The sequence below is a fragment of the Kluyvera sp. genome (assembly GCF_965301105.1).
The window spans coordinates 1-12,780 of the sequence record NZ_CBDKZX010000051.1; the positions used below are offsets into that span (position 1 = coordinate 1).

Genomic DNA, 12,780 nt, shown 5'->3' on the forward strand with positions numbered 1-12,780 from the left:
CCGTTGAACGTTTTAACGTTTCTGTTGGTCAAATCTACTATTTCACCGAGTCTCGCACCGGTGATGACAACATTAACTGGGAGAAAGACAACAAAACGGGTTCACTGGTATGGGCAGGCGATACCTACTGGCGCATCAGCGACAAATGGGGTCTGCGCGGCGGCATTCAGTACGATACGCGTCTGAACAACATCGCTAACAGCAGTTCGGCGATCGAATACCGCCAGGATGACGAACGTTTGGTGCAGTTGACCTATCGCTACGCCAGCCCGGAATACATCCAGGCAACGCTGCCGACCTACTCCACCGCCGAGCAGTACCGTAACGGTATCTCGCAGGTGGGCGCAACGGCCAGCTGGCCGATTGTCGATCGCTGGTCCGTCGTCGGTGCCTACTACTTTGACACCAACACACACAGTCCCGCCGATCAGATGCTGGGCGTGCAGTACAACTCCTGCTGTTACGCGATTCGCGTCGGCTACGAGCGCAAGCTCAACGGTTGGGATTACAACGGTTCAACCGGCGGGCAGTCGAAATATGACAACTCCATCGGCTTCAACATTGAGCTGCGTGGTCTGAGCTCTAACTACGGTCTGGGTACCCAGCAGATGCTGCGTTCCAACATCATGCCGTACCAGAGTTCGCTGTAAAGTAACTGGTTAGACACATCATCCGCACTGCGGTTAATTGAAATGGAAAAAGTATGAAGAACTGGAAAACGCTGCTTCTCGGTATCGCCTTAGTTGCGAATACCAGCTTCGCTGCCCCACAGGTTGTCGATAAAGTAGCAGCCGTCGTAAATAATGGCGTTGTCCTCGAGAGCGACGTCGATGGCCTGATGCAATCCGTTAAGATGAACGCTGGCCAGGCTGGCCAGCAGCTGCCGGATGATGCGACACTTCGTCACCAGATTCTGGAGCGTCTGATTATGGATCAGATTATCCTGCAGATGGGGCAGAAAATGGGCGTCAAAGTCTCCGATGAGCAGCTCGACGCGGCCATTGCCAACATCGCCAAGCAGAACAATATGACGATGGATCAGATGCGTAGCCGCCTGGCGTACGACGGGATGAACTACAACACCTATCGCAACCAGATCCGTAAAGAGATGCTGATTTCTGAAGTGCGCAACAACGAAGTGCGTCGCCGCATTACCGTTCTGCCGCAGGAAGTGGACGCGCTGGCAAACCAGATTGGTAACCAGAACGACGCCAGCACCGAGCTGAACCTCAGCCACATCCTGGTACCGCTGCCGGAAAACCCAACCTCCGATCAGGTGAACGAAGCACAGAGCCAGGCCGAATCTATCGTTGAGCAGGCGCGTAACGGCGCTGACTTCGGCAAGCTCGCCATCACCTACTCCGCAGACCAACAGGCACTGAAAGGCGGCCAGATGGGCTGGGGTCGTATTCAGGAACTGCCAGCCATCTTCGCTCAGGCACTGAGCACCGCGAAGAAAGGCGATATCGTCGGTCCAATCCGTTCCGGCGTGGGCTTCCACATCCTGAAAATCAACGATATGCGCGGCCAGTCTCAGAGCATCTCTGTGACCGAAACCCACGCTCGCCACATTCTGCTTAAGCCATCTCCGGTGATGACCGACGACCAGGCTCGCGCGAAGCTGGAACAGGTTGCCGCGGATATCCGCAGCGGCAAAACCACCTTTGAGAAAGCGGCTCGTGAGCTGTCTCAGGATCCAGGCTCGGCTAACCAGGGCGGTGATTTAGGTTGGGCCACCCCGGACATCTACGATCCGTCGTTCCGCGATGCGCTGATGAAGCTGAACAAGGGCCAGATTAGCGCCCCGATTCACTCTTCCTTCGGCTGGCACCTGATTCAGCTGCTGGACACCCGCAACGTTGACCGCACCGATGCGGCGCAGAAAGATCGTGCCTATCGTATGCTGATGAACCGTAAGTTCTCTGAAGAAGCGGCTACCTGGATGCAGGAACAGCGCGCCAGCGCTTACGTTAAAATTCTGAGCAACTAATGACTCAACATCGTGTCGTTATCACTCCCGGTGAACCCGCCGGGATTGGTCCGGATCTCGCGATCCAACTGGCCCAGCGCGACTGGCCGCTTGAACTGGTCGTCTGCGCTGATGCCAGCCTGCTCACCGAGCGGGCGAAACTTCTTGGTCTTCCCCTCACGCTTCTCCCCTACGCTCCCGAACAGCCTGCAAAACCGCAACGCGCCGGTACGCTAACGCTGCTGCCCGTTGCGCTGCATGCGCCGGTGGCACCGGGTGAATTAAACGTGGAGAACGGTCGCTACGTCGTCGAGACGCTGGCGCGTGCCTGTGACGGCTGTCTGAACGGCGAATTTGCCGCGCTGGTCACCGGGCCTGTGCACAAAGGCATTATTAACGACGCAGGCATCCCGTTTACCGGGCATACCGAGTTCTTTGAAGAGCGTTCGGGCGCGGCGAAAGTGGTGATGATGCTGGCGACCGAAGAACTGCGCGTCGCGCTGGCGACCACGCACCTGCCGCTAAAAGCGGTCAGCGACGCCATCACGCCGGATCTGCTGCGGGAGGTCATCACCATCCTGCACGATGATTTGCGGAATAAGTTTGGTCTCGCCGAGCCACACGTACTCGTCTGCGGCCTGAACCCCCATGCGGGCGAAGGCGGCCATATGGGTACGGAAGAGATCGATACCATTATTCCGGTACTCGAAGAGATGCGGGCAAAAGGGATGAATCTGAGCGGACCGTTGCCTGCCGACACCCTTTTTCAGCCGAAGTATCTTGACCATGCCGATGCCGTGCTGGCAATGTACCACGATCAGGGCCTTCCCGTGCTAAAATACCAGGGCTTTGGCCGTGGCGTGAATATTACGCTCGGTTTACCCTTTATTCGCACCTCCGTTGACCACGGCACCGCCCTTGAACTGGCAGGCCTTGGAAAAGCGGACGTCGGCAGTTTTATTACGGCGCTTAATCTCGCCATCAAAATGATTGTTAACTCTAATGAATAATCGAGTCCATCAGGGCCACTTAGCCCGTAAACGCTTCGGGCAAAACTTTCTCAACGATCAGTTCGTGATCGACAGCATTGTTGCGGCCATCAATCCGCAAAAAGGCCAGGCCATGGTTGAAATCGGCCCGGGCCTCGCCGCACTGACCGAACCGGTTGGCGAACGCCTTGACGAACTGACCGTGATCGAGCTTGACCGCGATCTGGCCGCGCGGCTGAAAACGCACCCGTTCCTCGGGCCGAAGCTGACGATTTATCAGCAGGATGCCATGACCATGAACTTCGGCGAGCTCTCCCAGACGCTGGGCCAGCCACTGCGCGTGTTCGGCAACCTGCCGTATAACATCTCCACGCCGCTGATGTTCCACCTGTTTAGCTATACTAACGCCATTGCAGACATGCACTTCATGCTGCAAAAAGAGGTGGTTAACCGTCTGGTTGCCGGGCCGAACAGTAAAGCCTATGGTCGTCTGAGCGTTATGGCGCAGTATTACTGTAACGTGATTCCGGTTCTTGAAGTGCCGCCGAGCGCTTTCACACCGCCACCCAAAGTCGACTCTGCCGTCGTACGTCTCGTGCCGCACAGCACCATGCCGTACCCGGTAAAAGATGTTCGCGTCCTGAGCCGTATTACGACCGAGGCGTTCAACCAGCGTCGTAAGACGGTCCGCAACAGCCTTGGCAACCTGTTCAGCGTTGAGGTGTTGACGGAGCTGGGCATCGACCCGGCGATGCGGGCAGAAAATATCTCTGTTGCGCAGTACTGCAAGATGGCCAACTATCTGGCAGAAAATGCGCCCTCCAAGGAGAGCTAAACCATGATCGATTCGCCACGAGTTTGCGTCCAGGTACAGAGCGTCTACATTGAGACGCACTCCCAACCGGAAGAAGAGCGTTACGTCTTCGCCTACACGGTGACCATCCGCAATCTCGGGCGAAGCGCGGTTCAGCTTCTGGGCCGTTATTGGCTTATCACCAATGGTAACGGCCGCGAAACCGAAGTCCAGGGAGAGGGTGTGGTTGGCGTTCAACCGCACATCGAACCTGGCGAAGAGTATCAGTACACCAGCGGCGCCGTGCTGGAGACTCCGCTCGGCACCATGCAGGGCCACTATGATATGGTCGATGTCGACGGCGTGCCGTTCTCTATCGACATTCCCGTTTTCCGTCTCTTTGTTCCCACGCTGATTCATTAATCATGTCTACATACCTTATTGGCGACGTTCACGGTTGCTACGATGAATTAATCGCCCTTTTACAGCAGGTGGAATTTACGCCGGGCGAAGATACCCTGTGGTTAACGGGCGATCTGGTTGCGCGCGGCCCTGGCTCGCTGGACGTCCTGCGCTACGTGAAATCGCTGGGCGATAACGTCAAAATCGTATTGGGTAACCATGATCTGCACCTGCTGGCGGTGTTTGCGGGTATTAGCCGCAACAAGCCGAAAGACCGGTTGAACCCGCTACTGGAAGCACCAGATGCAGACGAGTTGCTTAACTGGTTACGTCGTCAACCGCTGATGCAAGTGGATGAGGAGAAAAAGCTGGTGATGGCGCACGCGGGCATTACGCCGCAGTGGGATCTCGAAACGGCAAAACAATGCGCCCGCGACGTGGAAGCCGTGCTTTCAAGTGACTCCTATCCCTTCTTCCTTGATGCGATGTACGGTGATATGCCAAACAACTGGTCGCGGGATCTGAGCGGCCTCGCGCGCCTGCGTTTCATTACCAACGCCTTCACCCGTATGCGTTATTGCTTCCCGAACGGCCAGCTGGATATGTACAGCAAAGAGTCCCCTGAGAACGTGGCCGCGCCGCTCAAACCCTGGTTTATGCTGCCGGGGCCGGTGACCGAGGAGTACAGCGTAGCGTTTGGGCACTGGGCTTCGCTGGAAGGTAAAGGCACGCCGGAGAATATTTACGCGCTGGATACCGGCTGCTGCTGGGGCGGCGATCTGACCTGCCTGCGCTGGGAAGATAAAACGTATTTTGTGCAACCGTCGAACCGTCGGCTGGCGCCGGGCGAGAGCGAGGCGGTAGCTTCGTAGCACCATGCATCCACGACAGCACGTCGTCTGATGGAATAAGCAAAAAAATGCCGGGTCGAAACCCGGCATTTTTATTTAAGCGCAGCCTTAACGGCGCTCAAGCACTTCAAAACAGTAGCTGTGGGAATTCTGCTCGTCCGCATCGTGGAACTCGCTGAACACTGACTCCCACTGGTCCGGATCGTAGTCCGGGAAATGGGTATCGCCTTCCACTTCGGCGTCGATATGCGTCAAATACAGCTTCTGCGCTTTCGGCAGGAACTGCTCATACACGCGCCCACCGCCGATGACCATAATTTCTTCCGCGTCGCCGCAGGCGGCAACGGCTTCATCGACCGATTTAACCCATAGTACGCGGTCATCAGTGCCCGGCTGGCTGCTGATAACAATGTTCTTACGTCCCGGCAGCGGGCGACCGATGGATTCCCAGGTCAGGCGACCCATCACCACGGGTTTGTTTAAGGTGTTGCGTTTAAACCAGGCCAGATCGGCCGGCAGGTCCCACGGCATGGCGTTTTCCATACCGATGACGCGATCGACCGCTAGCGCAGCAATCAGACTGATCATTGAGTGTATCCCAGATGCGAAAAAAATTGTCGCCACTATACGGAAAGCATAATCTTTCGTCGACTGGCAGCCAGGTAAAGAATAAGAAAATTTTCAGATTTGCTGGCAAGTCCACGAAGGGAAAGTGGACAGCCAGCATTACACATCACTAGAGCGTCGGTTTGACTTCCGGCTCATCTTCAGGGTTACCGCTGTGTTTTCCCTCTTCCGTCCCCTGCCAGCCGTGACGCTGAATCACCGACAGATGGTTACGGTCTTCGTTGATAATTTCGGTCAACATAGCGCTGGTACGTTTAAATGCCGCCGCCCGCGAGGTCGCGTCGTTCTCGGCCATCTCCACCATCTCTTCCATCAACTGAACGTTAAAACGACGGAACAAATCGGCGCGCTCTCGCGCTTCGTACGCGCCCAGCCCGAGTGACTCCAGCGCCTGACGCCCGGACTTCAGCGCCGCCTCGAAGGTTTCACGCTCTGGCGCGCTAACGCCCGCCTGACGTAGCTTGATATAGTGCTCGACGTCGCGGGCACGGGCGATGATCGTCAGATTCGGGAAGTGCTCTTTCGCCAGTTCGGTCAGTTCCAGGCTGGCCTGAGGATCGTCAATGGCGTTAATCAAGACTTCCGCTTTATCCGCCCCAGCGGACTCCAGCAGGTCGGCTCGGGTGGCATCGCCGTAAAACACCTTCATGTCGAATTTACGCAGCGTGTCGACATGGTCCGGGTCGTGATCGAGGACCACCATTTTAACCCCGCTGGAGAGCAGCAAACGACCGGCAATCTGACCAAAACGACCAAACCCAGCGATGATAACCCGCGGCTGCTCTTCGTCAATTTCATCCGCTTCACGCGCATCGCCTGCACTGGCGCGTTTTTCCAGCCGCGTCAACAACACCAGAAGAACCGGCGTAGCCGCCATCGACAGCGCAACCGCCAGCGTCAATGCCTTCGCCCATTCAGCATCCAGCACATTCGCCATCTGGGCGGCACCGAAGACCACGAAGGCAAATTCACTGCCCTGCCCCAGCAGCGCCGCAAACCACAGACGCTGCGAACGCGGCACCTGCAGCGGTTTGGCAATCAGCCACAGCAGCACGGATTTGATCACCAGAAAACCAACCAGCAGCGTAATGATACGCAGCGGATGGTGGATGAGCGTACCGAAGTCAATCGACATTCCCACGCCAATAAAGAACAGCCCCAGCAGCAAGCCTTTAAACGGTTCGATATCACTTTCCAGCGCATGGCGGTACTCGGAGCTGGCGAGCAGCACCCCGGCGAGGAACGCCCCCATCGCCATCGACAGCCCCACTTCTTCCAGCAACAAACCAAAGCCAAAGACGAGGAACAAGGCCACGGCGCTGAACACTTCACGCAGGCCGGAGCGCGCCACAAAGCGCAGCAGCGGGCGCGTCACGTAGCGCCCAAGCACCACCACCAGCACCAGCGCGCCAGCAACCTTCAACGCCGAAAAGGCAAACGCGCCAAGGGTGGTCGACTCGCCGCTGCTTGCCAGCAGCGGGATCATCGCCACCAGCGGAATCGCGGCGATATCCTGGAACAGCAGCACCGCGAAAGCACTACGCCCAACCTGCGTCACCGTCAGGTTACGTTCGTTCATCGCCTGCATGGCAATGGCGGTAGACGACAGCGCCAACGTCATGCCGATCAGCTCAGCTACCTGCCAGCGCAGACCAAGGAAGATGCAGAACACACCGATAAGCGCCCCGCACAACACCATTTGCAGCAGGCCGCCACCAAACACCGAGGCGCGCAGTTTCCACAGCCGCTGCGGATCCAGCTCCAGGCCGATGACAAACAGCATCAGCACCACGCCAATTTCGGCAAAGTGCAAAATAGCTTCCGCATCGGTCACCAGCCTCAGTCCCCATGGGCCGATAATGCAGCCCGCAATCAGGTAACCCAGCACCGAGCCGAGCCCCAGACGTACGGCGATGGGCACAATCAGCGCCGCCGAACCGAGATAAATCAACGCCTGTATGAGCGTATGGCTATCCATGATTGTGCTCCTCCTGCCAGGCCAACAGCCGTTGTTTATAGTGGCGCGCCTGCACCTGTAGCGTCTCTTCGTCGCAGATAAACGTGCAGTGTACGGCAAACGGCGGCAGCCATTTCATGCCGCAGTAGACGGCAGTGGCTTCCAGCGGTTGGCCCAAAACCTCAAACCCCGGGTGCGAACCAATATCAAAATGGCTTTCGCCCCCTCCGGTGGTGACCGCCCACATCACGCTTTTGCCGTGCAGCGCCGTGCCGCCGTGGCCATAGGCCCAACCGTGCGCCAGCACTTTATCCAGCCACAGCTTAAGCAGCGGTGGCGTGCTGTACCACTGCATCGGATGCTGCAAAATGATCAGATCGGCACGAGACAGCGCCTCCTGCTCGGCGGCAACGTCGATATTAAAATCCGGATAGAGGTGATAGAGAGAACGGATTTCCACCCCGTCAAGCGTCCTTACCTGCTCAAGCATCCGTTTATTCGCATGCGAGTGATGCGGATAAGGATGCGCATAAACAATCAGAATCATGATTAGCCTGTCTTACTTCATTATTGTATTGCTGAGTTTAGACAGATAATGATGACACTTACAGGACCTGTTAACGCAATAGCAAGAAATGGGGGGATGGCATTGTTGAAAGGAAAGCGGCAGAGAACCTGCCGCCATAAGCGTTATACGCTGGCCCCACACTGCATTGAAACTGCGGGGCCACGGATAACGTTTAGTTATTCAGCTCATTCATTGAGCGAACCTGGTCACGGTTAATCTGTTCAGTTTGCCCGGTTTCCGCATTTTTGTACGACACCAGACCAGTATCTTCATCAACCTGAGGTTTACCGTCGGTTACGATGGTCTTGCCGTCGGTCGTCTTCAGCGCCTGGTTGGATGAACAGCCAGCAACGGTAAAGAGCGCACCCGCGGTCAGAATCGCTGCGGTCAGTCGTTTATATTTATAATGCATCATGTTTCCCTCCTGCTTTTCAGCGAATATTCATTATCACTCTAACCATTTTAGGTTAGCCGCCAGAATGCAGGAAGGAAACCAGAAAGCTCCGAAGCGGCATTATCGGCGATTTTCGCCGAATTTCTGCCTGAAACTCTCCGCAGCGCCGATCAGGTTGGCCTCGTTACGATACTGGCAGAGCAACAGCGTGGGCATAAATTCCGTGAGCTGCTTTTCTGCCACCAGTGCCCGAAGTCGAGCCTGAATACCCGCAAAGATGGCCTCATTAGCGGAGATACCCCCGCCGATCACCAGACAATCCGGGTCATAGCACACCTGCAAATTCAGCAACCCAACCGCCATCCAGTGATAAAACCGTTCAACCTCTTCGCCAGCGACAAGGTCTCCCGCTTCGGCAAGGCGAAAAACATCGGCCCCTGAGACGCTCTCTACCGGCAGCGACAGGCGTTGCGCATAGCGTCTGGCCATCGCCACTGCGGTCCCCAGCTCGCTGAAAGTTTGTCCGTTATCCAGCGTCATCAGACCAAACTCTCCGGCATAGCGATGGCTGCCGCGGCGCAGGATCTTATCTTCCACAATCGCGCCGCCAACGCCGGAGCCGACAATGATAAACAGCACATGACGATAGTCTTTCCCCGCTCCCATCGCCGCTTCGGCAATGCCCGCCGCATTGGCATCGTTTTCAATACTGACCGGTAGCCCGAACAGCGCCGTCAGCTCTTCAACGATGGGGAAGCGATGGATATACGGAATAGCGCTCAGCCCGCCAATCTCACCGCGCTCCGGGTCAACGTTGCCGGGCGCGCTGACCGCCACGCCCTGAATGGCATAACGCTGGCGATAGTCGTGGAAAATCACCAACAGCTGCGCCTTCATTTTATCCCAGCTGTCCGGCGTTTTGACCGACGCGGTTTCTACCAGCGAATCCTGCTCCCATACGCCGTATTTAATCGACGTGCCGCCCCAATCAAACAATAAAATAGCCATACACATCCCATAGTTAACTAATAATCGCGGAAAGAAACCGGGTTATTATGCCGGGGGCAGAAAGGCCGAAACTTGCGCCTGCTCGCAACAATGAACCCCACGGATACCCGCGACGTAGGATTTCTATGGTACAAAGTACCGGCTATTCATTTTCAGGGGCTTACCATGTCCGTTTCCATTGACATCATTTCCTGCATTACCGACCGTTTTGTTGAGCTGACCGCCACCGAGAAGCGCATTGCACAGTTCATTCTCGACGACGTTCAGGCCGCAACCACTCTGCCGATCGCCGAAATGGCGCGGCAGACCGAAACCAGCCAGGCATCGATCACCCGCTTTGCCCGAGCCATTGGTTGCAAGGATGTGCGCGAGCTAAAGGTGAAGCTGGCGCAGTCGCTGGCGGTTGGGCAGCGTTTTATCCTCGACGTACCGGATCTGGAAGGGGTGCAAGGGATCTACGAAACGATCATCAACGTGCTGGAGATTAACCGCCGGGCGCTGGAGCCCGCGACGCTAAACAGTGCCGTCGAGTGGCTGAGCGGCGCGCGGCAGATCCTCGCTATCGGCATGGGCGGCGGCTCCACCATTTGCGCACAGGAAGTGCAGTTTCGCTTGTTTCGACTGGGGTTACCGGTGGTGAGTCAAAGCGACGGGCTACTGGTGCGGATGATGTGTTCCTCAGTCGCGCCCAATGATGTGGTACTGGCGCTATCCCTCGGCGGCTACACGCAGGAAGTGGTGGAAAGCGCGGCGATCGCCCGTCAATACGGGGCCAAAGTCATTGCCATTACGCCCGAGGGGACACCGCTGGCCAGCAATGCCGATGTGGTGCTGCCGCTAATCGTGCGGGAAAACGACTATATCTTTAAGCCCAGTACTTCGCGCTATGCGATGCTGGCAATGGTCGACGTGCTGGCGACCGAGCTGGCGATGGTGGATAAGACGCAAACCAAGAACCGGCTGCGCCGGATTAAGCTGGCGCTGGATAGCCATCGGGGCGGGGTTGATCGGCAGCCGCTGGGCGATTAGTCCGGGTTTTCCCCTCACCCTAACCCTCTCCCCTAGGGGGAGAGGGGACCGAATGTGCGGTTTGGGGCTTCAGCGCTCAAAATGGGCGCGCTTTTCTCCCTCTCTCTAACCTTCTCCCCGGAGGGGAGAGGGGAACGAATGCACGGTTTGGAGCTTCGGCGCTCAACATGGGCACGCTTTTCTCCCTCTCCCTTCCAGGGAGAGGGCCGGGGTGAGGGTAAAACTCGCAACACCCCGCAAATTACTTCACCCGCTCCGCGTTGTAACAGGTCAAATCCACCTCAACCTTACAGTCCACCACCAGATCCGCCACGCAGCACACCCGCGCTGGCGGGTGGTCGGCAAAAAATTCGCGGAACACCTTGTTGAACGACTGGAAGTAACGCGCATCGGTAAGATAAACCTTCACGTGCACCACGTCAGCCAGCGTATATCCCGCCTCCTGCATAATGTCCACGCAGTTCTGAATCGCCAGACGCGACTGCTCGACGATACCGCCTTCCACCACTTCGCCATCCTTCATCGGCGTTTGCCCGGAGACGTACAGCCAGCCGCCCGCTTCCACCGCTTTTGCAAACGGCAGATGCTGCCCGCCGGTGCCGGTACTGCCGCCCACGCCATAACGTTTAATGCTCATTGTTGCTCCTTTATTTTTGGCGGCCTATCGGCGTAAGAATCGCCCGGCACGCCCGATAACGTTGTTATTCTGACCATAGCTCATCACGCCGTTGACCATCACCGCCTCAATGCCAGCGGCCGGGCGCTGTGGGTCGCTGAAGCTCGCCACATCGCGGATAGTATCCGGGTTAAACAGCACCAGATCGGCAAAGTAGCCACACTTCACCAGCCCGCGTTCGGCAAGCTGGAAACGCGCCGCGGACATACCGGTCATTTTGTGGACAGCCGTGGTTAGCGGAAAGAGTTTTTCGTCGCGGCTGTAGTGGCCCAGCACGCGTGGGAAAGCGCCCCAAAGACGCGGATGCGGCATCGGATCGTTCGGCAGGCCGTCTGAACCGACCATCGTCAGCGGGTAGCGCAACACGCGACGCACGTCCTGCTCATCCATGTTGTAGTAAATCGCCCCGGCAGGCATCAGCTTCTGGCCCGCTTCTTCCAGGGTCAGCGACCAGCTTTCGGCAATCTGTTTTAACGACTGCCCCGCCATTTCCGGGTGCGGCGTGGACCAGGTGATAACGATGTCGAAATCCGCCGTGATCTGTTTCATGTCCAGCGTCGACGAACTGGCGGAGTACGGATAACAGTCGCAGGAGACATCCTGCTGCTGACGCACCGCATCGAACAGTTTCAGCGTCTCCACCGTCCGCCCCCAGTTGTTGGCACCCGCACATTTATGATGCGAAACCACCACCGGCACCTTACCGTGGCGACCGACGCGAAACGCCTCGTCGAGCGCCTTGAGAATCGGCTCAAACTCCGAGCGCAGGTGAGTGGTATAAATACCGTTGCCTGCCGCCAGCTCTTCAGCCAGCGCCATCACTTCTTCGGTTGTTGACTGGAATGCCGACGCGTAAGCCAAACCGGTGCTCAGCCCAAGGGCTCCCTGTGCCAGCGCCAGACGCAGTTGCGCGCGCATGGCCTGAATTTCATCGTCGTTCGCCGGGCGGAACAGGTTGTCCATATGATTATTACGCAGCGCAGTATGGCCAATCAGCGTGCCGACGTTCACCGCCGGGCGTGCCTCGGTTACCGCCCGTGCATAATCATCGACCGTCGGGTAGATAAAGTGCGCCGCTTCGCCGAGCAGATTCATTGGATCCGGCACCTCACCTTTGATGCTGGCCGAGGCCGCGCTGATCCCGCAGTTGCCGACAATCACCGTAGTCACGCCCTGGCTGATTTTGGGCAGGTACTCCGGCATGCGAATCACGTTGATATCATCGTGGGTGTGTACGTCGATAAACCCAGGCGCGAGCACACGCCCGTGGCCGTCAATGTCGTGCAGCGCCTCACCGTGAATGGCAGGCGCGATTTCCGCAATACGGTCGCCCTTCACCGCCACGTCGGCGCGATACTGCGGGCCACCGCTACCATCAATCACCGTGACATTCCTGAACAGATAATCAAACTGCATCGCTTCTTTACTCCCGTCGTTTTCTGGCTCAAATTTGACCATTTACAAGCACAGAAAACAGTGAAAGACTACGCAAAACCAACATGGCATTATGATACTTT

The 12,780-nt window shown here is 57.1% G+C and carries 14 protein-coding genes; 7 read left to right on the forward strand and 7 right to left on the reverse strand.

Going from position 1 to position 12,780, the window contains the following annotated elements; translation table 11 throughout:
* The 6 genes from lptD to apaH form a co-directional block, all read left to right on the forward strand.
* The coding region (gene lptD / locus ACW14G_RS15860; RefSeq protein ID WP_455648674.1) for an LPS assembly protein LptD at positions 1–650 on the forward strand (650 nt) is incomplete at its 5' end.
* A gap of 53 nt (positions 651–703) precedes the next feature.
* Positions 704–1,990 carry a peptidylprolyl isomerase SurA gene (gene surA, locus ACW14G_RS15865; protein ID WP_163448239.1) on the forward strand — a complete coding sequence of 429 codons (1,287 nt, stop codon included), beginning with the start codon at positions 704–706 and terminating at the stop codon, positions 1,988–1,990.
* Positions 1,990–2,979 carry a 4-hydroxythreonine-4-phosphate dehydrogenase PdxA gene (pdxA, locus tag ACW14G_RS15870; RefSeq protein ID WP_223803324.1) on the forward strand — a complete coding sequence of 330 codons (990 nt, stop codon included), beginning with the start codon at positions 1,990–1,992 and terminating at the stop codon, positions 2,977–2,979. The genes surA and pdxA overlap by 1 nt, the downstream gene beginning before the upstream one ends.
* The gene (rsmA, locus tag ACW14G_RS15875) at positions 2,972–3,793 is read left to right on the forward strand and encodes a 16S rRNA (adenine(1518)-N(6)/adenine(1519)-N(6))-dimethyltransferase RsmA (RefSeq protein WP_064547358.1); all 822 of its coding nucleotides are present in this window, start codon (positions 2,972–2,974) and stop codon (positions 3,791–3,793) included. The genes pdxA and rsmA overlap by 8 nt, the downstream gene beginning before the upstream one ends.
* Before the next feature lie 3 nt (positions 3,794–3,796).
* Positions 3,797–4,174 (forward strand): Co2+/Mg2+ efflux protein ApaG, encoded by a 378-nt coding sequence (gene apaG / locus ACW14G_RS15880; RefSeq protein ID WP_163448237.1) that lies wholly within the window; start codon positions 3,797–3,799, stop codon positions 4,172–4,174.
* A gap of 2 nt (positions 4,175–4,176) precedes the next feature.
* Positions 4,177–5,025 (forward strand): bis(5'-nucleosyl)-tetraphosphatase (symmetrical) ApaH, encoded by an 849-nt coding sequence (gene apaH / locus ACW14G_RS15885; RefSeq protein WP_163448236.1) that lies wholly within the window; start codon positions 4,177–4,179, stop codon positions 5,023–5,025.
* An 87-nt stretch (positions 5,026–5,112) separates the two neighbouring features.
* Here apaH and folA read toward each other — a convergent pair whose 3' ends face one another.
* From folA to ACW14G_RS15910, 5 genes are all read right to left on the reverse strand, one after another.
* Entirely contained in the window at positions 5,113–5,592 is a 480-nt protein-coding gene (folA, locus tag ACW14G_RS15890) for a type 3 dihydrofolate reductase (protein ID WP_223803325.1), read from the reverse strand.
* A 148-nt stretch (positions 5,593–5,740) separates the two neighbouring features.
* On the reverse strand, positions 5,741–7,609 hold the full coding sequence (gene kefC, locus ACW14G_RS15895) for a glutathione-regulated potassium-efflux system protein KefC (RefSeq protein ID WP_167576833.1): 1,869 nt from the start codon (positions 7,607–7,609) through the stop codon (positions 5,741–5,743).
* Positions 7,602–8,135 carry a glutathione-regulated potassium-efflux system oxidoreductase KefF gene (kefF, locus tag ACW14G_RS15900; RefSeq protein WP_163448234.1) on the reverse strand — a complete coding sequence of 178 codons (534 nt, stop codon included), beginning with the start codon at positions 8,133–8,135 and terminating at the stop codon, positions 7,602–7,604. Before kefF ends, kefC begins: the two co-directional genes overlap by 8 nt.
* A 193-nt stretch (positions 8,136–8,328) precedes the next feature.
* Positions 8,329–8,568 (reverse strand): YgdI/YgdR family lipoprotein, encoded by a 240-nt coding sequence (locus tag ACW14G_RS15905; RefSeq protein ID WP_163448268.1) that lies wholly within the window; start codon positions 8,566–8,568, stop codon positions 8,329–8,331.
* 102 nt (positions 8,569–8,670) lie between these two features.
* Positions 8,671–9,558: an ROK family protein gene (locus ACW14G_RS15910; protein ID WP_249022328.1), complete on the reverse strand. Its 888-nt coding sequence runs from the start codon at positions 9,556–9,558 to the stop codon at positions 8,671–8,673.
* Between the two features lie 165 nt (positions 9,559–9,723).
* Between ACW14G_RS15910 and ACW14G_RS15915 the strand changes: the two genes are divergently transcribed.
* On the forward strand, positions 9,724–10,587 hold the full coding sequence (locus ACW14G_RS15915; protein WP_163448232.1) for a MurR/RpiR family transcriptional regulator: 864 nt from the start codon (positions 9,724–9,726) through the stop codon (positions 10,585–10,587).
* 241 nt (positions 10,588–10,828) lie between these two features.
* Here ACW14G_RS15915 and ACW14G_RS15920 read toward each other — a convergent pair whose 3' ends face one another.
* Together ACW14G_RS15920 and ACW14G_RS15925 are read right to left on the reverse strand one after the other, a co-directional pair.
* On the reverse strand, positions 10,829–11,224 hold the full coding sequence (locus ACW14G_RS15920; protein ID WP_163448231.1) for a RidA family protein: 396 nt from the start codon (positions 11,222–11,224) through the stop codon (positions 10,829–10,831).
* A 24-nt stretch (positions 11,225–11,248) separates the two neighbouring features.
* The gene (locus ACW14G_RS15925) at positions 11,249–12,679 is read right to left on the reverse strand and encodes an N-acyl-D-amino-acid deacylase family protein (protein ID WP_249023367.1); all 1,431 of its coding nucleotides are present in this window, start codon (positions 12,677–12,679) and stop codon (positions 11,249–11,251) included.
* Positions 12,680–12,780 lie beyond the last annotated feature (101 nt).

What these genes read in the sequence shown, in the direction of transcription:
- surA (WP_163448239.1), top strand. Translation starts at nt 704, where the DNA reads ATGAAGAACTGGAAAACGCTGCTTCTCGGTATCGCCTTAGTTGCGAAT.
- pdxA (WP_223803324.1), top strand. Translation starts at nt 1,990, where the DNA reads ATGACTCAACATCGTGTCGTTATCACTCCCGGTGAACCCGCCGGGATT.
- rsmA (WP_064547358.1), top strand. Translation starts at nt 2,972, where the DNA reads ATGAATAATCGAGTCCATCAGGGCCACTTAGCCCGTAAACGCTTCGGG.
- apaG (WP_163448237.1), top strand. Translation starts at nt 3,797, where the DNA reads ATGATCGATTCGCCACGAGTTTGCGTCCAGGTACAGAGCGTCTACATT.
- apaH (WP_163448236.1), top strand. Translation starts at nt 4,177, where the DNA reads ATGTCTACATACCTTATTGGCGACGTTCACGGTTGCTACGATGAATTA.
- folA (WP_223803325.1), bottom strand. Translation starts at nt 5,592, where the DNA reads ATGATCAGTCTGATTGCTGCGCTAGCGGTCGATCGCGTCATCGGTATG.
- kefC (WP_167576833.1), bottom strand. Translation starts at nt 7,609, where the DNA reads ATGGATAGCCATACGCTCATACAGGCGTTGATTTATCTCGGTTCGGCG.
- kefF (WP_163448234.1), bottom strand. Translation starts at nt 8,135, where the DNA reads ATGATTCTGATTGTTTATGCGCATCCTTATCCGCATCACTCGCATGCG.
- ACW14G_RS15905 (WP_163448268.1), bottom strand. Translation starts at nt 8,568, where the DNA reads ATGCATTATAAATATAAACGACTGACCGCAGCGATTCTGACCGCGGGT.
- ACW14G_RS15910 (WP_249022328.1), bottom strand. Translation starts at nt 9,558, where the DNA reads ATGGCTATTTTATTGTTTGATTGGGGCGGCACGTCGATTAAATACGGC.
- ACW14G_RS15915 (WP_163448232.1), top strand. Translation starts at nt 9,724, where the DNA reads ATGTCCGTTTCCATTGACATCATTTCCTGCATTACCGACCGTTTTGTT.
- ACW14G_RS15920 (WP_163448231.1), bottom strand. Translation starts at nt 11,224, where the DNA reads ATGAGCATTAAACGTTATGGCGTGGGCGGCAGTACCGGCACCGGCGGG.
- ACW14G_RS15925 (WP_249023367.1), bottom strand. Translation starts at nt 12,679, where the DNA reads ATGCAGTTTGATTATCTGTTCAGGAATGTCACGGTGATTGATGGTAGC.